The organism is Alteromonas ulvae (assembly GCF_048987005.1).
GTDB lineage: Bacteria > Pseudomonadota > Gammaproteobacteria > Enterobacterales > Alteromonadaceae > Alteromonas.
Genome location: NZ_CP185261.1, coordinates 4,306,395 through 4,331,459 on the forward strand (window position 1 = coordinate 4,306,395; position 25,065 = coordinate 4,331,459).

Consider the following 25,065-nt stretch of genomic DNA (forward strand, 5'->3'; position numbering starts at 1 on the left):
AGCGTTATTCATAATTAAGTTAATTTTTACCGATGGAACAATCTTTACCTCTTGAATTTTTGCCTTTTAGCGATGAGTTATCGCCTTATTTTGATTCGATAAATAGAGAATGGATAGCGTCTATGTTTGTTCTTGAACCCGTTGATGAAGATGTTATTTCTCGGCCTAAAGAGTTTATTATTAATAAAGGGGGCCATATCTGGTTTGCTAAACACCCAACTCTAGGTGTAGTTGGAGCCTGCGCTTTGGCAAAAAAGTCAGAAGGCGTTTTTGAACTGACAAAAATGGGCGTAGTTTCACACGTTCGAGGCCTAAAAGTAGGCGAGCAGCTATTACAATATGTATTAACCGTAGCGCCTTCTATCGCTCACAATACCCTATTTTTACTCACCAATAAGCGCTGCGAGGCGGCCATTCATCTTTATCTAAAAAATGGATTTGAGCACTGCAAAGAAACAATGGACAAGTACGGAAGTGCTTACGAGCGCTGCAATGTTGCCATGCGTTATACGCGCTAACATGCAGTGTGACATGCTGCATTCTCATTCACATTTTTTGGCGTGAACTTTCGCTCGCTTGTTGTACTGGTTCCCTTTCATTAATGCAGCATTAGGGTGACTCTACGGGATTTGTGATAGACTAATTTCGTTTTTTATTTCATAGGATGACACAATTCATGTCGTGGATGCGAAAAGCCTTTTTATCGGTATTTCATTATCCTGTTAAGTTGCTTGTGAAAGCACACAGTATTCCAGTGAACGTCGACTCCGAGCTTGGAATCGATAAAGAAAAGCCCATTGTATACTTGCTGCCAACTAACTCAGTCACAGACCAATTGGCGCTAAGAATGTCAACCAAGGCGTTGGGGCTTCCCAGTCCTACCGATACGCTTTCGCTCGCGGGCAGAGAGTATCCTTCCACACTATTCTTGAGAAAAACTCAGCCTCTGTTTCGCACAGCCGGCGACAACACCGGCATCGAAGATGTATTTACCGATTTATTCCATTTACATCGCGACCACGAAAATCTAGACCTTCAGGTGGTTCCCGTATTTATCACTTGGGGGAGAACGCCGGGTAAAGGCAAGCCAGGGTTAGGAGACTTAATTACCTACAAAGCGGCACCAAGCTGGCTTCGAAAGTTATTCATTGTCTTGTTTTTAGGCCGCGATAACTTTATCAACTACTCAAAAGCGGTCTCTGCTCGCACTATGGCAAATCAACACGGTAGTGATCAGAGTATTGCGCAAAAACTCGTTAGAGTAGCGAGCACTCACTTTCATCGCAAACGCCAAAGCATGACAGGCCCTACATTGCTAGAGCGACAAGAGCTTAACAACAGCGTATTGGGCTCTGATGCCGTGCGCCGCGCAATGGCAGAAGAGTCTCGAGCGAAGAAAATATCGCATGAAAAAACCAAAGAACGAGCGCAATCTTATATCACTGAAGTCGCTGCTGATTATCGTGAAGGCTTAATTCGCTTTGGTGACAGACTATTGACCCGAATTTGGAACAAGATTTATAACGGCATCAGCGTAGGTCACGCCGAGCGCATTCGCGAACTTGCAGCTAATGGACACGAAATTATCTATGTGCCCTGTCATCGAAGCCACATGGACTACTTATTATTGACGTATGTGATTTATCACGAAGGCATGGTTACACCGCATATTGCTGCAGGCATTAACTTAAATTTTTGGCCGGTAGGTAAGATATTTAGACGCAGTGGTGCGTTTTTCTTAAGGCGCAGTTTTGCCGGTAATAAACTTTACACCGCGGTATTCAGAGAATACCTAGAGCTGTTGTTTAACAAAGGGTACTCAGTGAAGTATTACCCCGAAGGCGGCCGAAGCCGCACTGGTAGGCTTATCCCACCCAAAACGGGCATGTTAGCAATGACCATTCAGGCCATGCTGAAAGGAGTAAATCGCCCGGTTAGCCTTGTACCCGTTTACATTGGCTACGAAAACGTGATGGAGGTGAAAAGCTATCTCAATGAGCTGAAAGGTTCTAAAAAGAAAAAGGAATCGAATCTACAAGTTTTTACCGCGATTAAAAAGCTCAAAAACTATGGTCATGGCTATGTAAACTTTGGCGAGCCGATTCAACTTAACCAGTTTTTAGAGACTCACGTTCCAAACTGGCGAGAATGCCGAAACGCCGAGCCAGAGAAAAAGCCAGCGTGGTTAACACCTGCTGTAAACGTACTGGCTAACGATGTAATGACCCGCATCAACAGAGCGGCAGCGCTTAACGGTATGGCGCTTATTTCGCTGTGCTTATTGTCTTCAAAAACGCAAACCATGAGTGAAGTCGAGCTTAAACAGGCCATGAGTGATTTTATCGACTTATTTAAACGCGCGCCATTCAGTAGTGATGCCACCATTCCCGAGACGTCTGCCGACGAATTGCTAAAAGACACGCTGAAACTTGGCCGGTTTGATATACAAGATGACGATTACGGCAGACTAATAAGCCCGCAACCAAAATCGGCTGTGTACTTAACTTACTACCGCAACAATATTTTGCATTTGTTCGCCATTCCTGGGCTAATAATGGCATCGATTTTTGCTAAAAAAGGGGTCAGCAAGAACAAGGTATTTGAGCTCATTGCGTCACTTTATCCACTGCTGCAAAAAGAGCTTTTCCTTCACCTTTCTCAAGATGAAGCCCTCGCACATACCGACGCGCTTATCACAACATTAGTTAGCAGCGGGCTATTGCGCGAAGTTGATGGCGAATTACTGCCACCTGACGCGCACGGTAAGCAATTCCACTCTGCATGGCTGTTGAGCCGGTGTATGCAAGAAACACTTCAGCGCTACGCTGTTGTGCTGACTATTTTGGATAAAGAAAAGTCCATAAGCCGCGGTGCACTTGAGAGAGAAAGTAAGAAAGTAGCGGAACGCCTTTCTGTGCTCTATGGCTTGAGCTCGCCAGAGTTCTACGATAAGAATGTATTGTCGAGCTTTATCAGTGCCTTAAAAGATAACCACTGGCTAGACTCAGAAAAAGACGGTAGCTTGAAGTACTCTGAAGAGTGCGAAGCGCTTCGCGAAGACGTGATGGCGCTTATTTGGCCTGAAATGATGCAACACCTTGAAAATGTTGCACTAAACTCAGACAAAGACTAGGGCGTATACTTTCACATAGACCGGCTTTAGTAAAAGCCTTGAAAGAGAATAGGGCCCTTATACTGCTTCAGGGTAAGCACTTGCTTAACCTGAAGCAGTATAAGGATAAATTGTTTAGCGCCCCTAGAGATGCAATTTCGTTGCGGCCATTCGCGTCACTGAACATCAATAAGTTCGCATTGGTGCCGCGAGTATTTTTATTGCGTCGGTTGAGATAAAAAGAAGCGGTATGCCGGATTATCCGTGACTTCTTCAAATTTATAACCGAGCTCTTCCACATGTTGATTAAATGCTTCGCGACTTTCAGGCTCTATATCAAAACCAACTAACACAAGTCCTTCAGCAGCACCGTGGTTGCGATAGTGAAACAGGGTGATGTTCCACTGCTCGCCTAATGTGTTTAGGAAATTAAGCAAGGCACCAGGACGTTCTGGAAATTCAAAACTGAATACCTGCTCGTTCAGTATGCTAGGCGGCCTTCCCCCTACCATATGACGAACATGCAGCTTAGCTAACTCGTTATCCGTTAAGTTAAAGCAGTCGTACCCTCTATTTTCTAAGTCTGATTGAAGCGCAGCAAATTCTTGCTGTCCTCCCTTAAGTTTGACGCCTACAAAAATATGCGCTTCATTTTCACTGGCATAACGATAGTTGAATTCGGTTATTGCTTTGGCGCCAACGCACTCACAGAACTGCTTAAACGCACCTTTGGTCTCTGGAATTTTTACCGCAAACACAGCTTCTTTTTGCTCGCCTAACTCACAGCGTTCAGACACATAGCGCAACGTGTGAAAATTGATGTTAGCGCCGCACAAAATGCCGCCTAGGGACTTTCCTTGCAGGTTGTGCGCTTTGGCATATTTTCGAATAGCTGCAACCGATAACGCACCCGCTGGCTCAGCAATAACGCGGGTATCGTCAAAAATATCTTTAATAGCGCCGCATATTTCGTCGTTCGTCACCGTAATGGTTTCATCGATTAGGCGATTACACAGTCTGAAGGTCTCTTGTCCCATCACTTTTACCGCCACACCATCAGCAAAAATGCCTACGCTATCCAGTTCGGTTGGCTTACCCGCCGCTTTGGCTTTGATAAAACAGGCTGACTCTTCTGACTCTACGGCAATAATTTTAATACTGGGTTTAAGCTGCTTAAGATAAACAGAAATACCCGCGGCTAACCCTCCGCCGCCAACGGCGACAAATAGAATATCAAGGTTCGGGTTTTGCTCTAACAACTCACGGGCTACCGTGCCTTGACCTGCGATTACATCAGGATCGTCAAAAGGAGGAACAAACGTATAGCCAAATTCCTCACATAAAGACTTTGCATGACCACTTGCTTGGTCAAAGCTCGTGCCATGCAGCACCACTTCTACATTCTCGCCACCAAAGCGACGTACAGCGTCTATTTTAATGTCAGGCGTGGTTTCGGGCATGACAATAGTGGCCTTAATACCTTTCATTTTAGCGCTGTATGCAAGTCCTTGGGCATGGTTACCCGCCGATGCACCTATTACGCCCGCCTCAAGCTGCGCTTGAGAAAGGGAGTGAATTCGGTTGTACGCACCGCGAAGCTTGAAGCTTTTTACCGGCTGCTGATCTTCACGCTTTAAAAAGATGTTGTTGCCCAACTCGGCCGATAGCAAAGACATATAAGACAACTCGCTGGCAACGGCAACATCGTACACCGGCGCCAGCAGAATTTTCTTTAGATACTCGTGATCGCTTACACTCATAACCCTTCCAATTTCGTCACGTCTCGAACAGCACCTTTGTCTGCGCTTGTAGCAAGGGCCGCAAATGTTTTAAGTGATGTGGACACTTCGCGAACGCGGTCTTTTGGACGCCACGGTTTATCGCTTGCTTCCATTTTCCTTCGGCGCTCAGCCAAAGCTTCATCGCTTATCTCAATGTTGATGGTGCGATTAGGAATATCAATTTTAATTTTATCGCCGTGTTCAACCAAAGCAATACCACCACCGCTAGCGGCTTCGGGTGAACAGTGACCAATAGACAAGCCGCTGGTACCGCCACTGAATCGACCGTCGGTCACCAGTGCGCACTGCTTGCCAAGCCCTTTAGACTTGAGGTAAGACGTTGGATACAACATCTCCTGCATACCCGGCCCGCCACGAGGACCCTCATAACGAATGAATACCACATCGCCCGCTTTGACTTCATCGCCCAAAATGCCCGCCACTGCATCATCTTGGCTTTCGTAAATACGCGCAGTGCCGTCAAAGGTGAGTATAGATTCATCCACACCAGCGGTTTTGACAATACAGCCGTTTTCGGCCACGTTTCCGTAAAGCACCGCAAGGCCTCCCTCTTGACTAAACGCGTTTTCAATTGAGCGAATGCAGCCATTTTCCCGATCCGCATCCGCTTCATCCCAGCGACAGCTTTGACTAAATGCTTTAGTGGTGCGAATACCTGCCGGGCCGGCACGGAAAAACTCGATGGCTTTTTTGTTTTCAGGATTAGTGATGTCCCAGTCGCTAATAACATCGGTAAGCGGCTTACCCAGAACGTGATAAGTGTCTTTATTCAGTAGGCCCGCTTTATTTAATTCGTTGAGAATGCCGATAACACCACCAGCGCGATGCACGTCTTCCATATGGTACTGCGGGGTAGCAGGCGCAACCTTGCATAAGTGAGGTACTTTACGAGACAGCCTGTCTATATCATCCATCGTAAATGGCACTTCGCCTTCCATTGCAGCCGCAAGAAGGTGCAATATGGTGTTCGTTGAACCGCCCATGGCAATATCGAGGCTCATGGCATTTTCAAAGGCGCTAAAATTAGCAATATTTCGCGGCAATACGCTCTCATCGTTATCGCCGTAGTAACGCTTGCACAACTCCACTATTTGCTCGCCTGCTTTTTTGAATAACCCTTCGCGGTCGGCATGAGTTGCCAACATAGAGCCGTTACCTGGCAACGACAGCCCTAGCGCTTCCGTTAGGCAGTTCATTGAGTTTGCCGTAAACATACCCGAGCACGAGCCGCAGGTAGGACACGCTGAGCGCTCTATTTCATCTGAGTCGGCATCGCTGATTTTGTCGTCAGCGGCTGCTACCATGGCATCGACCAAATCAAGTTTAATAAGTTGGTCAGACAGTTTGGTTTTGCCGGCTTCCATAGGCCCGCCCGATACAAACACAACAGGTACGTTTAGGCGCATTGACGCCATTAGCATTCCCGGCGTAATTTTGTCGCAGTTTGAGATACAAACGATAGCGTCTGCACAGTGTGCGTTAACCATGTATTCCACACCGTCGGCGATAATTTCTCGCGAAGGAAGGCTGTAAAGCATTCCACTATGGCCCATGGCAATACCATCGTCTACTGCGATGGTGTTAAATTCTTTGGCGACACCGCCTGCAGCCTCAACACTGCGAGCAACCAGCTGCCCCATATCTTTAAGGTGCACATGCCCTGGTACAAACTGGGTAAATGAGTTGGCGATAGCAACAATAGGCTTTCCAAAGTCAGAGTCTTTCATACCTGTGGCACGCCAGAGCGCGCGAGCTCCAGCCATATTTCTGCCTTGCGTGGTGGTTGCAGAACGTAACTTGGGCATAAATCCCTCCCGTTGATATAGTCAAACGAATAAATAATGATCAGCAGATACTATGACCTGCTAAATGTGTTTTATTGCTGTTGCTGATCCCGCGTCTAGGCCAAGGCACCCATTTTGAAGGGCACCTAGTCGACCATAGTCAACCCATGCGTCAATACCAACAACATCAGAAATTAGTTAGCGAAAGAATACAATGGCGCTAAAACATCACGTGCTGAAACACTATGAATATAGCGTATTATTCTTCACCGTTGCGACAGAAAAGGCTGTTCAAAACTTACCATTGTGGCGTTGTTTTTAATGGTATAATTGACATGCTGTGTATCTAACTGCAGGTGCTTTTTCTAAGTAAATGCGTCTGCATGACACGCGCACAAAATGAAAAGTTGTTCGGTTAGGGTTATGGCGACCCTTGTCCTACACTATAACGTGCTTTATAAATACATTCGCAGTGGCCGCTGCAGGTCGAGATTTGTCTCTCTGAATTTATGTACGTACAGTGTGCGCAAAGAAATATCATAAAACCCAATATTGAATCAAGTATTTTGCGGTTTAAACGGCTATTAATAGTCATTTTCACAAATAGTAGCTTTCAGAAACAGGGCGGGTATAGATGTTTGATTGGTTTCATTGGCTAAACCTTGCTGGTGTAGCGGTATGTGCGATTTCTGGTACCTTAATGGCCTATCAAAAGCGCATGGACGGATTTGGCGTTATCGTACTAGCCAGCGCAACAGCCATAGGCGGCGGCACACTGCGTGATGTGATGTTAGACGTGCCAGTGTTTTGGATTGCTGATACAGATTACTTATATACCACCCTTGTTGCTGCTTTTATTCCCATTTTGTGGCTGCGCATAAGCCCTCGGTTTCCCTTTCACTATCTGTTAATTGCCGATGCTTTCGGTTTGGCGCTGTTTAACGTAGTGGGTATTGAAAAAGCGTTGGCAAATGATACTGGCATTGCGGTTGCCGTTGCCATGGGAACGATAACCGGCGTTTTCGGCGGCTTACTGCGAGATGTTATCTGCCGAGAAGTACCGCTAGTGTTAAACGGGGAACTGTACGCGATGACATGTATTGCTGGTGGCTTTGCCTATGGTGCAGGGCTGTATTTCGACCTTGCAACGCAGTGGTGCGGCATTGCTGCACTTGCGACCACCGTAATGTTTAGACTAGGCGCCATGCGCTGGCATTGGCAGTTACCCGTGTTTTACAGCGAACAGAGTTAGATCAACACGCCCCTCGTACAGTTTCGCAAAACTACTCCTTCATTTAGATTGTTTACCCACCAAAAGGAAGTAAGTCAGTACTGGGGAAAAGTAAATATATGAGCATGGCGGTTGTTAAAACCTTCGCAGGGCAGGGGCTTTCTGCACCTGAGATTTCCGTTGAAGTTCACTTGGCTAACGGCCTTCCTGCCTTTCAGCTAGTGGGCATGGCAGAAACTAGCGTAAAAGAGGCACGAGAGCGAGTAAGAAGCGCGCTCATCAACAGTGGCTTCGATTTTCCTGCAAAACGAATTACCGTTAATTTAGCGCCCGCCGACATTCCCAAGTTTGGAGGGAGGTTCGACTTACCTATTGCAATAGGCATATTAGTTGCCGCCGGCTACTTATCTGACACAAGCTTACTTAATATTGCCTTTGTAGGCGAACTTGCGCTTAATGGCGACATAAAACCTGTTGGCGGCCTGATACCCGTGGTAATAGCCGCTGCAAACGAAGATATACCGCTTATTTACCCCGGTGATAATGACATTGAAGCGGCGCTGGTCTCCCACGCTGCCCGACTGCCTGCCTTTGATTTACTCTCTGTTTTTGAGCACCTAAGTGGCCATAAAAAGCTCTCATCTGGCCAACCATTCACGCCTATTTCTACTTGTAACAGTGACGTAGGGTGGGACGATATTATTGGTCAAGAACAGGCAAAACGCGCCCTTATAATTGCAGCAAGTGGTGCACATAACTTGTTGATGATAGGACCTCCCGGCACAGGAAAGAGCTTACTGGCTAGCCGTATGCTTGCCCTGCTGCCTCCGCTCACTGAAGAAGAAGCCTTAGAAGTGGCCTCTGTCTATTCGGTAAAAGGCGAAACGCTTAATGCGGAAAAGTTCATGCATCGCCATTTGCGCTCTCCCCATCACACGAGCTCTGCCATTGCGCTTACTGGGGGCGGTTCAAACCCAGTACCCGGGGAAATATCGCTGGCTCATAACGGCATATTGTTTTTGGATGAATTGCCCGAGTTTGGCAGAAAAGCATTAGACGTATTACGAGAACCAATGGAGACAGGCGACGTACACATTTCCCGGGCTTCGGGCAGTGCCACTTATCCCGCAAACTTCCAGCTAATTGCCGCAATGAACCCCAGCCCAACAGGGGATATCGACGACAATCGCCTGTCTCCTCAACAGCAGCTTAATTACTTAAACAGGTTGTCTGGCCCCTTACTCGATAGAATAGACATTCAGGTTGAGGTACCCAGACTGCCCGATTACGATTTACCTATTGCAAAGCCCAACGCTGACGATTCAATACATACGGTGAGAAAAGAAGTGGCCGATACCCGCCATATTCAGCTAATGAGGCAAGGAAAACCAAACGCGTCGCTAGGTGCTGGAGAACTGGCGACAATGTGTAAGGTAAACGACAGCGATCTGCGCTTTTTAAAAGCGGCTGCAAAACAACTTAACTTATCAATGCGGGTGTTTCATCGCACGCTAAAAGTAGCAAGAACCATTGCTGATTTGCATCGAGAAGACGCAGTGAGCCGAACTCATATTAGTGAAGCTTTAGGGTATCGTGCCCTCGATAACTTAATAAAACAACTTACTGGCTGCTAAACAGCTAGTCACTTAACAGCTGTAAGTTTCACGTCGGTAGGCGATAAATAGGTACTCGCTAAAGCACTAACTGCGCATATCTAGCTTTAAAAATGCGTCGACTAGTGGCTCATGCTGCTTATTTTGAAGGCAGCATAATCCAAGGGCGTAAGGCTCTATATCATCTACCTGAATTTGCGTTACCGCGCTTGCCATACTTGAATGATTTAGCACAACTTTAGGCACAAAGCCTACTCCGCATTCCAATGCCACCATACTTACAATGGCTTCGTTACCGCCTACATAGGCGTACACATTAGGGCGAATGCCATGCTCTGCAAACCAGTGATACGCGGTTCGTCGGGTAGGCCCGGTTTCAGGCATGATCACCTTATGCTTTGTCCAATCCAACTGGCTCAATTGGGTTAATCGCCATTCACGAGGTGCAATGAGCACTAGGGGAACATCGTCAAGGGCTGAAAAGTGAAGGTCAGTGGGCATGTCAGGCGTATAAATAGCGATAGACAGGTCACACTGCTTGCTTTTCACCTTCTCAATTGCCAAGGCAGGGTCGCCCGTAATAAGTCGAATATCAACGCCTGGGTGCTGTTCTCTAAACTGTCGTAACATGCTTGGCAAGTGACTTTGACTGGCGGTTACCGAGCAAAAAACACTTATCTCACCCTGCAGTGCGTCGTTATCTGCCTTTAAATCAATCTTCAGCTGCTGCCATTCTTTTAAGGCTTGTTTTGAAAATGACAGCAACTTGTGGCCACTATGGGTTAGGGCTACTTTTCTGTTATCGCGCTTAAACAAGGTGCAGCCTAAGTCGTCTTCCAGCCTTTGAATAACGCGACTCAGCGTAGAAGGAGAGACATACATGGCCTCAGCCGTATCACCAAAATGTAAGCTGGTAGCTAAATGATTAAAGAGTTGTAAGCTGCGAAAATCCATAACGTTTCACTATTTGCAATATTATCTTGCAAATATATCATTTTCCAAAACAAAAGAAATCTTTTAGTCTTCATACCAAGTCGTCATAGACGAGGTCTGTCAGCACCAATGTGGTGTTTGATATTGACAAAAATGAATGTTGTTCGGAAATTTTTATGGCTAATTATTTCAATACCCTATCACTTCGCCAGCAGTTAGATCAGCTTGGCCGCTGTCGCTTCATGGCACGCGATGAATTTGCTGACGGTTGTCAGTTCCTTAAAGGCAAGAAAATTGTGATCGTGGGTTGCGGTGCGCAAGGTCTTAACCAAGGCTTAAACATGCGTGATTCAGGCTTAGACGTGTCTTATGCACTGCGTCAAGCAGCCATCGATGAGCAGCGTGACTCTTACAAACGCGCATCGGGTAACGATTTTACCGTTGGTACTTACCAAGACTTAATTCCTGATGCCGACTTAGTCTACAACCTAACACCTGATAAGCAGCATGCTAGCGTTGTAGAAGCGGTCATGCCGTTAATGAAAGAAGGCGCCACACTAAGCTATTCTCACGGTTTTAATATCGTTGAAGAAGGCCAGCAAATTCGTGACGATATCACTGTTGTGATGTGCGCTCCGAAAAGCCCGGGCTCTGAAGTACGCGAAGAATATAAGCGTGGCTTTGGTGTTCCAACACTCATTGCGGTTCACCCTGAAAACGATCCGCAAGGTAAAGGTTGGGATACTGCAAAGGCACTGGCTAGTGCGACCGGCGGCGATAGAGCAGGTGTATTAGAGTCATCGTTTGTGGCTGAAGTTAAGTCTGACCTTATGGGTGAGCAAACCATTTTGTGCGGTATGCAGCAAGTTGCAGCAATACTCGCTTTTGAGAAAATGGTTGATGACGGTATTGATGCAGGCTACGCAGGTGCACTTATTCAGTATGGGCTAGAAGCCATTACTGAAGCACTGAAGATTGGCGGCGTTACTAACATGATGGACCGTCTGTCGAACCCAGCGAAGTTGAAAGCCGCAGAGCTTTCAGACCAACTAACCGAATTACTGCGTCCTTTGTTTGAAAAGCACCAAGACGACATCATTAGCGGCGAATTCTCTCGCACGATGATGGAGGATTGGGCAAACGGTGATGCAAATCTACTTAAGTGGCGCGAAGAAACCGGTGAAACGGCTTTTGAGAACGCGCCAGCTTACGAAGGTAAAATTAGTGAACAAGAGTTTTTCGACCACGGCATTTTGCTTGTAGCCATGATCAAATGCGGTGTTGAAGTTGCCTTCGACGTCATGGTCGAAGCAGGCATTTTGCCTGAGTCGGCTTATTACGAATCACTGCATGAAACGCCACTTATTTCAAATACCATCGCACGTAAGCGTTTGTATGAAATGAACGTGGTTATCTCAGATACTGCAGAATATGGAAACTACTTGTTTGCAAACGCAGCCATTCCAATTTTGCGTGAACGCTTTATGCCTACTATCGATACTTCAGTGATAGGTAAAGGTTTGCCCGCTACTTCTAATCAAGTAGAGAACAAACGCCTTGTTGAAGTTAACGATGCCATCCGCTCACACGGTGTGGAATCAGTAGGAACAACCCTGCGTGGGTACATGACTGACATGAAAGCCATAGTCGTGTAGGACAGTGGTTAGGACAGTTTCTGTCGTTAGGTGCTTTTAATAAGCCCTCTTGCCCGACCAATTTGGTCGGGCTTTTTTATGCCTACGCGCCGCACTCTCTTACTCGTTCAGCAAACCGCACTGCCACATAAGACAAGGCAAAAAACACGAAAAAGCCGATGCCAATTGGCATCAGTGTTCCGTCTAAAAAGCTATCAACAAACAGGGCGACTGGCACCGAGAAGAGACTGGAGAACGAACCAATAATCGCAGCGCCTAATCCTGCCACATCGCCTAATGGCTGCATGGCCATAGCATTTAAATTGCCAAACAAAATACCCACAAAGAAAAAGCCAATAAACATAACCAACACAGTGAGTGCTAAAGGCGGCAGGCCATCGTAGGCTATCAACAACGCTAGATACACGACGGCAAAACCATTCGCGCCTTTTAGCGCAAATCGACACAGCTTTCTCATGCCAAACCGCATCACCATTTTGCCGTTAAAATAGCTTGCTAAACCAATAGAAAAGGCAAGGGTAGCGAATATGTAGGGGAACATATCACCCACGTTGTAATACACCTGAAAAATAGTTTGCGAAGCACTTAAATAGGCGAGAAAAGAACCAAAGATACAGCCCATCGCAAAGGTGTATCCCATCACCGATGGATTAGTAAGAATTAATTTTGAAGATACAAAGAATTGCTTCCAAGAAAACGCTTTCCGGCGATGTCTTGGCAAGGTTTCACCTTGCCTTGAGAAAAACCAAATACCGGCCATCGTAGCGACAACAAGAAATAGCGTAAAAATATGGAACCAAGAAAATATATCCATCACTGTTTGGCCAATAATAGGCGCTAACATGGGCACAAGAATAAACACCATCATGATGAAAGACATCACCCGCGCCATCGCGTCTCCCACGTATAGGTCGCGGATAATTGCCATTGAAGCAATGCGTGGCCCTGATACCCCGAACGCTTGAATGACTCTTCCCACCAGCATAGTTTCCAGTGTGGTGGCCGCCATGCACACAAAGGTACCAAGCGCGAAAATGAAAAGGCCCACAAGAATAGTTAGCCTGCGTCCTCGGCTATCCGAAAAAGGGCCAAAAAACATCTGCCCAAAAGCCATGCCCACAAAGAAAACCGTAACAATAAGGTGGGTATGATGGGCCTGCTCGACATTCAACGATTCGCCAATTTGCAGCAAAGCTGGCAGCATTGCGTCAATACTTAGGGCAACTAAGGACGTCATTGTGGCCATTAATGCGACAAACTCAACAATGCCTAGAACAGGCTTTCGAACAACGGCTGCATCTTGCGAAGCGCCATGAGCATCTTGGGGCATAATTTCTCTTATATGAAAGTAGTGAGGTGTGAAAAGGGCGCTTCAAGAAACGCCAAAGGAGAATTATACCGCAAAGCTGATTAAAAAGCCGCCAGCAGTAATAGCGCCTATCGCAATTACTGGCGGCTTAGTCGGTTAGTGAGGTAAATCGTGAAAGCTGCTCAGTACTCTTTACCATGTCTTACTTTGTGAGATACCTATCTAAAAATGTATCCATCTCTTGAAAGAAACGATGCCGATTGCGCTGTATCGATAAATAATGGTCTCCGTTTTCTAGCTCAACAAAGTTGTAGGTCTTGTCTAAGTCGTCTAGTTCATCTGCCATGTAACGGCTTTGTCGCACTCGTACTACGCGGTCTTCCTCACCGTGAACAAGCAAAATTGGCGTTTTTATTCCCTCGGCATTGTAATAAGGGGAGCGGGCTTCTAAGTCATCAAAGTCGTCACCTATCTGATTTTTCACAAATTCATTGTTCAGAAAGTTGCGAGCGCTAAGCACCAAGTGCTTCAAGGAACTCACCCCAGCAAAACTAACAGCACATTTGAATAAGTTAGGTGTTTTTACTGTTGCCATTAGGGCTGCATAGCCACCGTAACTCGCGCCTACTATGCACATATTGTCTTTTTCAGCATAACCTTGCTCCACCATCCAATGCGCTGCGTCGGTAATGTCGTCTTGCATGGCCAGGCCCCAACCTTTCATTTGACTTTGAGCAAAGCTAAAGCCATAACCTTGTGAACCTCTAAAGTTAGGCCTAAGTACAGCATAGCCCTTACTGGTGAAGTACGCAGTCCAATAATCAAAGCCACTAAAGTCACGAGCACCAGGCCCGCCGTGAGGGTGAATAATGGTTGGAAAGGGCCCTTCACCCTCAGGCAAAGTGAGATACGCTTCTACCGACACTCCGTCTCGCGCTTCATAAGAAATGAGCTTGTGTTTGGATAACGTTGAAGCGTCTATTTGTGGATACTGATGGAAAAGAGCGTCTAACCGACCTTCTTTTCTATCACCCAATAAAAATACACCTGGCAACGTATCCGACTCGGAATACACAAGATACGTTTGCTCGTCATCACTAAAACTGACCAAGGTATTATTGTAATCTGGCAGGCTCTGATCTAAGCCATTTTGCAGAGCAACATAACGTGTATCCCAATAAAAACGGCCGTCGTGTCTAACACCAATGGCATCGTTGGTGAGAGGAGAATAGATCAAACTGCCGTTAACGTCATAACCGTCATCTGAGTACACCTCAGTGCGCTCTTTTGTTTTGATATTCAGCTTATATACCGCTTTGAAGTCGCCCTTATAGCCTCGGTAATACAGAATGTTGGGATCAAGTGCAAACCCCATAGGGTACTCACCTTTATCAGTCATTGCGTTATAAGCAAACAGTGTTTCCCAACTATCTCCTTGTTTAAGCAGCACTTCGCGCTCACCGGTATTGTAGTCCAATGAAACACCGATACGCACGTTGTGCTGTCTGTCAGTTATCCAATCTCTTATGCCTTTTTTACCGCGTATTACACGACTTAGGCTTCCTGTGTTCACGTTTACTTTATACACGGAGGGCAGACCCAGCACCTCAGCATCTATAGAGACTAAAATATGCTCTGGGTCATCAGGCATCCAGTCAATCACTTCATCTTGAAACTGAGGGGTGTGAGTAGGATTTCCCGCTCTGCTTTTTAAACGTTGCCAGTGAATAAGGTTGAACGTGCCCTTACCACCCCCATCAAAGCGGACGCTTAGTAGGCGAGTGTCTTTAACTTTAGTTTTACCTCGCCTCGACTGATACAACGCACTGACAATTAAACGCTCGTTGTTCACCCATTTGTACCAATTTACGTGTACTTCTTCGTTGTCTGTTTGTAAGAGGTAATATTTCTTTCCCTCTTTGAAGTCATAGGTCGCCAACATGGTAAGTTCATTAGGGCTTGTCACGTTTTGCACAAACGCTACTTTGGTGCCATCAGGTGCTAAGGCAGGCGTTCCATAGGCAGGCAGTGCGCTAAAATCGAGATAGCTAGGAGATTGCTCTTGTTGAGCGGCAACATTCAGTGATAGCGCGGTCGAGCAAAGTATAAGTAGCCGAGTAAGCAAGTTGGATGGGCTGCGGAGCATAACATTCCTTTGTTTTATTTTTTTATATCTGTAGCAATCATTTTTCACGCATCAGGTCGTATACCCTGATCGCTCTATTTGCATAGTGTGTGCGTAATAAAGAAATAGTAAGATGCCACGAAATAAGAAAGAAATAAATGCACGGCTCACTACTTCTGGGTAGTTAACGCAGAATTCTTCTCTCTCATCGCGCTTTTCAGTGTGAAAGTGTGGATGTGGTATGCTGGTCACTTCTTCTGGTGCGGCAGTATATTCCGGCACAGCAACAGAAACACAAGGAAATCACAAGCGCCAAACGTTATAATATTACGACGAGTGTTCGTGACTCGTTTCAGCCGTAAATACACTGTAGCGAGTGAACTCGTGCACCGAATCAATGCTTAAAGGATCCTGCATTTACATGCCCTCAATACCCGTAGAAAATAAACTTCTACTGCTTATTAAACACACTTTTATAGCGTGGTGCACCATGAATTTGCGTCGCAGCGAGGCTTTAGTGCGTGTATTTTTTGTCGCTGTTTCATTTTTGGCTCTGATTTTGGTTATCTCACCTTTTTCAGTGAGCGCCGAAAGCGACATATCCTATTCAATCTCCGGAGTCGAAAACAGTAAACTAAAAGAAAATATCCGAATTCACTTGAACAATTTGGATGTTGAAAAGTCTTTACTGAGCGACCCTTATTGGCAAGACGAAGTGTCTGAAACGGTCGCTACAGCTGTCCAACCTTTTGGTTACTACAATAGCGAAACCACCATAGCGGTGAATGATGAGAATACGGTAAAGGTATCTGTGACTCTGAACGCACCGTTAACCGTAAATAAAGTGACACGTGAAATCATTGGAGCGGGTCGAGCAGACGACGAATTTCGCAAGCGCTTCAACGCCTTCAAGTTGAAGCAGGGCGACGTATTAAACCAACCGGTTTACGAAAGCTTTAAATCTTCAATGTTCAATTATGCGCTTTCTCATGGCTATTTTGATTTCTATTGGCAGGCAACGCGCTTAGACTTAGTAAGAGAAGAGAAGCAGGCCAACATTTTGTTGATTGCGCAAAGCGGTCCTCAATATCATTTTGGCGAACTAAAAATTGTTGGTGACGATAAAGCAAGAGCGATTATTTCTCGCCTCAAACCCTTTAAACCTGGCGACCCGTACTCGTCTTCTGTCCTCAATAATTTTAACCGCAGTTTAAATCAGGCCGGCTATTTTAGCCGTGTTATTGCGCGTCCGGTCGTTAGTGATGCTGAAGGACTCCAAGTTCCTATTGAAGTATCGCTGCTGCATCGCCCTTCGGATTCTTTTAATATTGCTCTTGGTGCCGCTACCGATACAGGCCCTCGTGTTAGTCTTGGCTGGGAACGCCCATGGGTGAACGGTCGAGGGCATTCAATAAACGCAGATATTTTTATTTCCCAACCAGAACAGTCTATTTCAGCTGATTATCGAATCCCCATGAAAAATATCACTCGCGATTACATAAGCTTTGAAACGGGGTATCAATTTATTGAATACAGCAATACCTCTTTTGAAAGTGAGACGCTATCATTATCTGCACATCGCTACTGGCAAGAAGACAGTTCTCCGTGGCAACAAGACGGCTCTATTACCTACTTGCGGGAAACCTACGACCAAGGTGCATTGGATACCAATACTACTTCGCTAGTTCTGCCAGGGTACTCCATTACTTATCGCAACAAAGATGGAGAGTTAGACTTTAACAACGGGATTTACTTTCAAGTTCTTGGTCAAGTAGGCCGAGAAGACGCGGGATCAGATATCGACTTTGCCAAAGCGGTTGTTGAGGGTATGTTTATTACCACTTTTAACAATGTACACCGATTGACCTTTCGCGGTGAGTTAGGCGCTATCAAGGCAAGTCGCTTTTCCGACGTGCCCACCTCGCTACGTTTTTATGCCGGCGGCGATCAAAGCGTTAGAGGTTTCGACTTTAGAGACATTTCACCAAAGGCTGAGCTCTTTAATCCTGGTACAGGCGACTTTGACATAGAGTCCATTGGTGGTAAGTACTTACTGACAAGTAGTGTAGAATATGCATATCAAATAGCAGATAATTGGCGGGTAGCAGCTTTCGTTGATGCAGGAACCGCGTCAGATACTACCGATGCCAAACTAACTTATAGTGTAGGTCCAGGACTACATTGGCTTTCTCCAATAGGCCCTGTGAGAATTTATATTGCGCGAGGTTTTGCTCCAGACGAAGCCACATGGAATTTTCACTTATTAATAGGGCCTGAAATATGAAAAAGCGAACTATTTCCGCTCTATTACTATCCCCAGTATTTATTGTTGTTGCAGTATATGCTTTGCTCATTAGCCCTCTTGGCGGGCCCACGGTAAAGATACTAGCCAATACCTTTGTTGATAACTTAGATATTGAGAACATTGAAGGTGGATTTGCTGGGCCATTAACAATACATAAATTAACATATAGCAATCCACAGTGGCGGGTTGACGTAGGCCGAGTAAATGCAGATATAACCTGGCGCTGCGTCTTTGAGCCTCGCGTTTGTATAAACAATCTTGAGGTGGAAAACGCGACGGTTGAACAAGTATCCGCTGCACCAGAAAACGATACAGCGAGTGAAGAGAGCGATACCTTAGCCCTCCCTTTGCCTGTAGATGTGGCTCAACTCACGCTAAAGAATGTATCGGTGGCCTTACTCAATGCACATATCGCAATTGACTCTTTACTACTAGAGGACTTCTCTGGGTCCAACCAGATTGAGTTTGAAAATGTAGAGGCAAGCGGCTTAGCTATTGCTCTTAATAGTAATAGCACAGGCCAAAATAGCAGTAAAAGTATAAACAACGCAGCTACATCGGCAAGCAAGTCATCAGGCCAAGGCTCTGATCAAAAAACCGGTTCCTCGTTACCCACTTCATACTCGCTCAGTTACGACGTGCCGTCACTCCCGGTAATAGCCACTCCCATTCCCATTAAATTTAGCGCGCTTAATATAGAGAATATTCGCTTCACTCAAGGTGCAGACTCTTCCCAAGATGCTAGTTCTTCTCAAGGTGGTGGCTCTTCTCAAAATGAAGGCACCCAGCGATTGTCTCTGCTCTCTGTAAACGATATGTCATTTCAACGCTCCGCAATTCGCATAGAGAAGGTGAATATTAAGCATGAGCAAGGTCACTTAGTGGGGTTTATAGAAGCTAACCTTAAAGATAATTACCCCCTTGATATTGAGTTAGATGGCTTTGCAACAGTAGATGGACAGCAACAAAACATTACTTTGAATGCTTCAGGGGCACTGGATGATATTAATGTGACGATTGCGGCCACTGGAATGGTGACTGCCAACACCACCTTGTCTGCCAATTTTCTATCTGAGTCCCTGCCAATAAATTTCGACGCTAATTGGCAGGCTCAGCCTATTCCTACCGTTGAAAACGCAAGCTTAGATGCAGGCCAACTAACCATTAGTGGCACTATGGGCGACTACAAACTTAAAGGCACTGGCTCGGCGAATATACCTAATATGGGTGACGTTCCAGTTGCGTTAGATGTCGTACTGAAAAAGAACAATATATACGTGAATGAAGCTGATATATCCGCTTTAGAGGGAAGTATTAAGAATACGGGCACCTTATACCTCAACGACACCATTGCATGGCAAGGCAAAACAACGCTGACGAATGTGTCGGCTCAACAGTTTAGTGAATTTGCCCCAGCGAAGCTGCAAGGCAATATCGACAGCATATTGCAGTACTCCGAGGCCGGTGGTTTACATGTGAGTTTACGCGATATGGATATTACTGGCGTGCTGCGTGGCTCACCTATACAAGTAGTAGGCGAAGCGGTATACGCCGGCCCTAGCGATTTATTAGTGGCAAACCTCAATATTGAGCAAGACCAAAACCGTATAAAAGCCGTGGCTCAGGTGCTCAATAAACGCCATATAAACGCTGATATTGATGTGGATTTAGCACAAATTAGCATGCTGTATGGCGATGTGTCTGGCTCAGTAAAAGGCGCGATTAAAGCTAGTGGCCCTTGGCAGAACCCATCAACAACCAGCAATATTACCTTATCTGATGTTAGCGTTTCGCCGAGTTTGAGTGCTCAGGCTGCACAGCAAGGACTGTTAAATGGCGACGTGTCTATATCCGGCACTTATGAAAACCACAATGCCGACATCGCATTGAGGCTGCCTAATAATGCGGTGAACCTTGCTATGTCTGGTGCATGGAAAGCGCAGCATTGGAAAGGCACCATATCAGACTCTAAGCTAGAAATTGCTAATATGCGTTGGCTATTAACATCACCGTTTAACCTCGATATTGGCATGCCCACTCAGACTTCACCCATCACAGCAAAAATAAGTAGCCACTGTTGGTCCTCAAGAGGTGAAGGAGAACTGTGCATTGAAAATGTTAACTACCAAGAAAATAAGGCCAGTTGGGATATAACCGCCTCGTCGTTACCCGTTGGCTTGTGGGCTCACGAGCTCGCACCTTTAACTGTTTCAGAAGCCTCAGACGCAGCATTAACAGTGAAATCACAGGGCAGTTACTCTGCCGCAGATCCCATTGACGCAACCTTTACAGCCTCATTAAGTCCTGCCAAATGGCAGCTAGGAGAATCTAGGCCCATTGAGTTGACCATAAACTCCATGGAGACGTCAGGTAAAATTAAGCAAGGAAAATTAACCTCTACCTCGTTAATTTCAAGTGAAGATATTGGTAATGCAACACTTACGCTTAATACTCGGCCCTTAGACGATAAAAAGCCACTTGAAGGCACGCTTTTGATGGAAGGGCTAGATGTGTCGCCACTTAAACCCTTGTCTCCGGCCATTCGCACGCTGACAGGTTTACTGAACGGCAAAATCACGTTAGGTGGCTATATTGACGACCCCGCTTTAAACGGCGAACTCACCATTGAAAATGGGGCAATTGATATACAAGACACCCCCGTATCACTGTCTGATTGGAATCAGTCAATTGTGCTTGATGGTCAACAGGCTAATCTTGATGGCTCGTTTATATTGGGCGGTGGCAAAGGCTCGCTAAAAGGCGATATAAACTGGTCGTCTACCCCCAGTGCTAATTTTACACTGCAGGGAGATTCTTTTGAAATTAGGCAGCCCAATACGCGGCTTAAGGTTTCACCAAACATTGATATCGCTGCGACAAAAGAAAAAATTGATGTCGCTGGTGATGTGAATATCCCTTGGGCCAGAATCGAAATTGCATCGTTACCCGATAACGCTGTATCACCGTCAAAAGATGTGCATTTGCGCGGAGAGCCTCGTAGTGAAGACCCGCTAGATATTGTGCATGCCAATATCATGGTGAATATCGACCAAGCCAAAAAAGAAGAAGTGAAAATTGAAGCTTTTGGCCTAACGGCAAGTCTTTATGGTGGCATACGCATCAATACACAGCCAGCGCTTGTGGGTTACGGAGACTTGCAGGTTCTAAATGGTCGATACAATGCGTACGGTCAAAACCTTATTATCAAAACTGGCGAAATACAGTTTAATGGCCCGATAGGCCAGCCTTCATTATTAGTAGAAGCCATTCGAAACCCAGCGAAGACCGATGATGATGTGATTGCGGGCATTAGAATAGACGGGTCAGCAGACTCCCCAAGTATTAATCTATTTTCAGAGCCGGCAATGGACCAGCAGGGCGTTTTATCCTATTTGCTTACCGGTTCAGGGCCTAATTCAGGCTCATCCGACCCTAACTATGCAGCCCTACTGCTTGGTTTTGGGTTATCTAATACAGAATCGCTGACCGGTCAGGTTGGAAGTGCCCTTGGCATCGATGACTTCAGTTTGAGCACCAATGAAGACAAGCTTTCCCTCACAGGACAGATAAACGATAGGCTATCGGTTGAGTACAATGTCGATGTTGGTCTTGGAAATAACGACGTAAACAGTACGCTCCGCCGCAGACAGATTCCCCCGGATCTTGCGTTAAAATACCAGCTTTTACCTAATCTCTATTTAGAGGCCATTCAAACTACGTTAGAGGATCAGTCAGAGTTTGCTCTCGACCTCTACTATGAGTTCTTCTTAGGTGAAAATCGCCAACGAGATGCTCAGTCAGACTCTGATGACTCTGACAGTTCTGATGAAGAGGCGCCTGTTAGCAATAACACTGCTGAGGAAAGCGGTGGTGAAAACACTAGTGATAGATAACTCAGACAATGAATAAACTGACTCTAATTGGCACTACGGCGCGCAAAATTACGCGTCTCTCGCCATTTTCTTAAGGGCAGCAAACTGCTTTTCAAATCGCTTTTGACGTTTGTTAGCCCAAATATACCACACGGTCATACCAATACAGGTTGGCCCTAAAATGACGTAAAGCCGAGTCACCCTTTCTGGTGAAAGCTCGCCAAATAACAGCCGCTCTGCGATAAACGCCAACAAAATAACAGTAGCCATCCACGCGGAGTGCTTGGTTATAAACGCGATACGTATATTGTTTTTCACCTGCTTAGTGAATTTTTGTAGATGATCAGCGGTGTCACTGTCGCGAGAAAATGCCGCAATACGCCTTAGCCAAAGTTGATAAATCAGTAGTGGCACCGCAGTTACAAACATCGCCACATGAATTATCTTCGCCGCCACCGTAAGCTCTCCCCAAAAATAATAAAGCATGAAAATAGCAGGAAAGAAGGCAAGAGAATCGATAATAATAAATAAGCGCTGCTTTTTACGCTCACTTGATAGATTTTTTTTCATTGCCGACATATCAATATCATTTACCGGTTGCGCTTGCCACACAGTCGATAGGTCGCTGGCTTTGTCATCTTTATTTTCATTGCGTTCTTTATCTTGATAGTTATGCACGAGATTCCTCCTGCGTAATACTTTGTTTGGCCCGTTTTAATACAACGCCAACGTGGTTTTTAGTAAGACCGCACACTTCGGCTATTTCGTCATAGCTCAACCCCTCGAGTGACAATGTAAGCACTTGTCGAGATTGTACCGGCAAGGCTCTTACTGCTTTTAATAGTCGGGTTAGCGATTGGTGCTGGCTGGTAGCTACTTCTGGTGAGGGTGCGTGACTAACATAGCCATCTGAGCCACCATCGTCTTGGTCGTATTGATGAGTATCAATGCGTTTTACTTGGCTTGCCACGTGGGTTACTGCGCGATTATGGGCAATTTTAAGAATGTACGTTTTCACACTGCTATCGCCTTTAAAGCGAGCAAGCCCTTGCCACACTGCAATAGCAATGTCTTGCAACAGCTCTTGCTGCAACGCATCATTTGCCTCGTAGCTATTCGCTACACGAGAAAGTAATGCGCCGTATTGCGCAAAGACGTCTTCAAATCCTTGTCCCAACGTTTCTATTCCTCAACCATCAAAAACGTCCAACCGTTTTATTAGCGCATGCCGCTTTGTCAACAAATACGGTTTTGTTAGCCCATGCTGTTATTCATATAGTCTGCATCACTATTTTTTTATTACACCGTTTTTTAAAAAATAATGTGTAATTTATTTGCCAACTCACAGACTACACAGATAAGTCGATGGCAAAAGCGTGCGATGCGCTACCTAATTTGCCTCGTAAACCATCACTAATTATTGTGAGGACAACACGATGTCAACATTAAGCATTTTATTACTACTTAGCGGTATCACTACGATTGCTTTGGGCGCTTGCTATTTAGACGCAAGGTTTCAGTGGCGTTTAAACGATTGGATGAACGGTAAATGCAGCAATCCATTTGTCGCCAACAACGCAGAGCATCACAAAAGGGCTATACAGAAAAAAGATGAGCACATTGAAATGCTCGAACGGCGTATTGAAACACTGGAAGCTATTGTCACAGAGCCTGCTTACGAGCTAAATAAAAAAATTAATGCGCTACAGTAGCAAGTAGCGGCAGATACTGTGGCCAAAGGTTGCAAATTAAACCAAAGGGCTTTGGCAACCAGACTTTTTAAAAAGCGACTACGTTGGCGTGGACGGCCTGCGCATAAATTGCGGCACCTTGCCCATGGCTATTGCGTTGCCCGTCAACACGATAAACACGCCGAGTACGGATAGGGCGCTCCACGTATACCCCTCAAAAAAGGTGGATATAACGAGTGCCACCATAGGGTAAACCAACACCACGTAAGCGGCTTTATCAGCGCCCATCTGTTGCAGCAATTTCATATAGGCACCAAATGCGAACACCGAACCAAAAATGGCCAGATATAACAGCGAGAAATAGAACTCGCTACTCGTGGGGATAACAAGTTTTTCAGGCAATAGTAATGAAGTGGTAAACAGCAATACCATGGCATAACTCATGGCGTAGAAGTTCATTTGAATGACGGGAGTGCCAGAGGTGAGTATACGCTCTGAAATAACATTGCCGATAGACGCGCAAAGAAAGCTAACAAATGCAATACTAAGGCCTGTAGCCAACGCAAAATCCAGTGACACTTTTGAAAATTCAGGCACAAATAAGCACACAATGCCTGTAAGCCCGAACGTTGCACCAATCACAACCTCTTTTCTAATGGGCTCTTTTAACCACCAGCGACGCAGTACCACGTTAATGTAGATAATACACGAGCTCATTAGCGCCAGAAGTGCGCTAATAATATGCGCCTGGGCCATGTAAAGCAGCGTGTAGTTAAGACTGTACAGGAAGAATCCCACGGCGGCCATTTTCACATGAATATGTAGGGGCAGCTTAAACGGCAAACCTCGATACAAACAATATAAGCCCAAACATGCAGAGGCGAGTAGATAACGTAATGCTACGGCGAAGGTTTCTGAGGTGTGCCCCACCTGATAGGTTATAGCAATCCACGTAGAACCCCATATTAAGCAGCAAAGTGAAAATAAGGTGGCGTTGTTCATCGAAAGTAGGCCATTAGTTGTTCACTCCACCCCAGACAGCGTTAATGAGTAAGCAGATATGGCTCATTAGTGACCGCGCGTTTACATTAATCATGATGGCTCACAAATAGCCTCTAATGCTTTTTTGATATTCACAGGAATCGGAATAGATTTATCTGACACTCTATCTACAAAGACATGCACAAACTGACCGTGAGCAACTCGGCGTTTACTTTCCCCAGCAAACACAGACAAACCATAGGTAACTGAACTTCTGCCCACTTTATTCACGCACAAACCAACGTAAATATCCTCCGGATAAGCCGCTGGTGCTATATACTGACATTGGCTGCTTACCACGTATGCTACGGTTTTACCGTTGTGAATATCTAACCCACCACGTTCAATCAAATAACGATTAACCGCTGTATCAAAAAAACTGTAGTACATCACATTGTTGATGTGCCCGTATGCATCATTGTCTTGCCACCGAGTGGCAATAGTGACTGAAAAGGGATAGTCCGAGAGCGTTGGTGTTATTTCTGTCATGGGCATCCTCTTTGTTGCTGTTAAGTCAGCTATTCTCATTGATCATTAGCACTGCTAGCTGCGCCGAACAATGCATTTAGCGTTATAAGCATTGATAAAACAG

At 45.6% G+C, this 25,065-nt stretch carries 17 protein-coding genes; 8 read left to right on the forward strand and 9 right to left on the reverse strand.

What is annotated here, in order from left to right; translation table 11 throughout:
* The first annotated feature begins 32 nt into the window (after positions 1-32).
* Together ACOJR9_RS18570 and plsB are read left to right on the forward strand one after the other, a co-directional pair.
* Positions 33-518 carry a GNAT family N-acetyltransferase gene (locus ACOJR9_RS18570; protein ID WP_420934348.1) on the forward strand — a complete coding sequence of 162 codons (486 nt, stop codon included), beginning with the start codon at positions 33-35 and terminating at the stop codon, positions 516-518.
* A gap of 158 nt (positions 519-676) precedes the next feature.
* Positions 677-3,133, forward strand: coding sequence for a glycerol-3-phosphate 1-O-acyltransferase PlsB (gene plsB, locus ACOJR9_RS18575; protein ID WP_420934349.1), 2,457 nt, complete (start codon positions 677-679; stop codon positions 3,131-3,133).
* Between the two features lie 197 nt (positions 3,134-3,330).
* On the opposite strand, the gene ilvA is transcribed toward plsB, so the two are convergent.
* Together ilvA and ilvD are read right to left on the reverse strand one after the other, a co-directional pair.
* Positions 3,331-4,872, reverse strand: coding sequence for a threonine ammonia-lyase, biosynthetic (gene ilvA, locus ACOJR9_RS18580; RefSeq protein ID WP_420934350.1), 1,542 nt, complete (start codon positions 4,870-4,872; stop codon positions 3,331-3,333).
* The gene (gene ilvD / locus ACOJR9_RS18585) at positions 4,869-6,719 is read right to left on the reverse strand and encodes a dihydroxy-acid dehydratase (protein WP_420934351.1); all 1,851 of its coding nucleotides are present in this window, start codon (positions 6,717-6,719) and stop codon (positions 4,869-4,871) included. The genes ilvA and ilvD overlap by 4 nt, the downstream gene beginning before the upstream one ends.
* A gap of 613 nt (positions 6,720-7,332) precedes the next feature.
* Between ilvD and ACOJR9_RS18590 the strand changes: the two genes are divergently transcribed.
* Together ACOJR9_RS18590 and ACOJR9_RS18595 are read left to right on the forward strand one after the other, a co-directional pair.
* Complete coding sequence (locus ACOJR9_RS18590) at positions 7,333-7,950, forward strand: trimeric intracellular cation channel family protein (RefSeq protein ID WP_420934352.1); 618 nt, start codon at positions 7,333-7,335, stop codon at positions 7,948-7,950.
* A gap of 98 nt (positions 7,951-8,048) precedes the next feature.
* Positions 8,049-9,563 (forward strand): YifB family Mg chelatase-like AAA ATPase, encoded by a 1,515-nt coding sequence (locus ACOJR9_RS18595; protein WP_420934353.1) that lies wholly within the window; start codon positions 8,049-8,051, stop codon positions 9,561-9,563.
* 66 nt (positions 9,564-9,629) lie between these two features.
* Here the strand turns inward: ACOJR9_RS18595 and ilvY are convergent, their stop codons facing one another.
* Positions 9,630-10,496 (reverse strand): HTH-type transcriptional activator IlvY, encoded by an 867-nt coding sequence (gene ilvY, locus ACOJR9_RS18600; protein ID WP_420934354.1) that lies wholly within the window; start codon positions 10,494-10,496, stop codon positions 9,630-9,632.
* A gap of 155 nt (positions 10,497-10,651) precedes the next feature.
* Here ilvY and ilvC point away from each other — a divergent pair, with 155 nt between their 5' ends.
* Positions 10,652-12,130, forward strand: a complete 1,479-nt coding sequence (gene ilvC, locus ACOJR9_RS18605; RefSeq protein ID WP_420934355.1) for a ketol-acid reductoisomerase — start codon at positions 10,652-10,654, stop codon at positions 12,128-12,130.
* 82 nt (positions 12,131-12,212) lie between these two features.
* Here ilvC and ACOJR9_RS18610 read toward each other — a convergent pair whose 3' ends face one another.
* Both ACOJR9_RS18610 and ACOJR9_RS18615 read right to left on the reverse strand, forming a co-directional pair.
* Positions 12,213-13,460 carry a multidrug effflux MFS transporter gene (locus tag ACOJR9_RS18610; protein ID WP_420934356.1) on the reverse strand — a complete coding sequence of 416 codons (1,248 nt, stop codon included), beginning with the start codon at positions 13,458-13,460 and terminating at the stop codon, positions 12,213-12,215.
* A gap of 181 nt (positions 13,461-13,641) precedes the next feature.
* Entirely contained in the window at positions 13,642-15,585 is a 1,944-nt protein-coding gene (locus tag ACOJR9_RS18615) for an alpha/beta hydrolase family protein (RefSeq protein ID WP_420934357.1), read from the reverse strand.
* 469 nt (positions 15,586-16,054) lie between these two features.
* Here ACOJR9_RS18615 and ACOJR9_RS18620 point away from each other — a divergent pair, with 469 nt between their 5' ends.
* Positions 16,055-17,848, forward strand: coding sequence for an autotransporter assembly complex protein TamA (locus ACOJR9_RS18620; RefSeq protein WP_420934358.1), 1,794 nt, complete (start codon positions 16,055-16,057; stop codon positions 17,846-17,848).
* Positions 17,845-21,762, forward strand: a complete 3,918-nt coding sequence (locus ACOJR9_RS18625; protein ID WP_420934359.1) for a translocation/assembly module TamB domain-containing protein — start codon at positions 17,845-17,847, stop codon at positions 21,760-21,762. Before ACOJR9_RS18620 ends, ACOJR9_RS18625 begins: the two co-directional genes overlap by 4 nt.
* A gap of 48 nt (positions 21,763-21,810) precedes the next feature.
* On the opposite strand, the gene ACOJR9_RS18630 is transcribed toward ACOJR9_RS18625, so the two are convergent.
* Positions 21,811-22,419, reverse strand: a complete 609-nt coding sequence (locus tag ACOJR9_RS18630; protein WP_420934360.1) for a hypothetical protein — start codon at positions 22,417-22,419, stop codon at positions 21,811-21,813.
* A complete protein-coding gene (locus tag ACOJR9_RS18635) occupies positions 22,412-22,918 on the reverse strand; it encodes an RNA polymerase sigma factor (RefSeq protein WP_420934361.1) in 507 nt (168 codons plus the stop codon). Before ACOJR9_RS18635 ends, ACOJR9_RS18630 begins: the two co-directional genes overlap by 8 nt.
* 259 nt (positions 22,919-23,177) lie before the next feature.
* Between ACOJR9_RS18635 and ACOJR9_RS18640 the strand changes: the two genes are divergently transcribed.
* A complete protein-coding gene (locus ACOJR9_RS18640; RefSeq protein ID WP_420934362.1) occupies positions 23,178-23,453 on the forward strand; it encodes a hypothetical protein in 276 nt (91 codons plus the stop codon).
* Positions 23,454-23,531: 78 nt separating this feature from the next.
* On the opposite strand, the gene ACOJR9_RS18645 is transcribed toward ACOJR9_RS18640, so the two are convergent.
* Positions 23,532-24,434: a DMT family transporter gene (locus ACOJR9_RS18645; RefSeq protein ID WP_420934363.1), complete on the reverse strand. Its 903-nt coding sequence runs from the start codon at positions 24,432-24,434 to the stop codon at positions 23,532-23,534.
* Positions 24,435-24,524: 90 nt separating this feature from the next.
* On the reverse strand, positions 24,525-24,962 hold the full coding sequence (locus tag ACOJR9_RS18650; protein ID WP_420934364.1) for an acyl-CoA thioesterase: 438 nt from the start codon (positions 24,960-24,962) through the stop codon (positions 24,525-24,527).
* Positions 24,963-25,065: the final 103 nt, after the last annotated feature.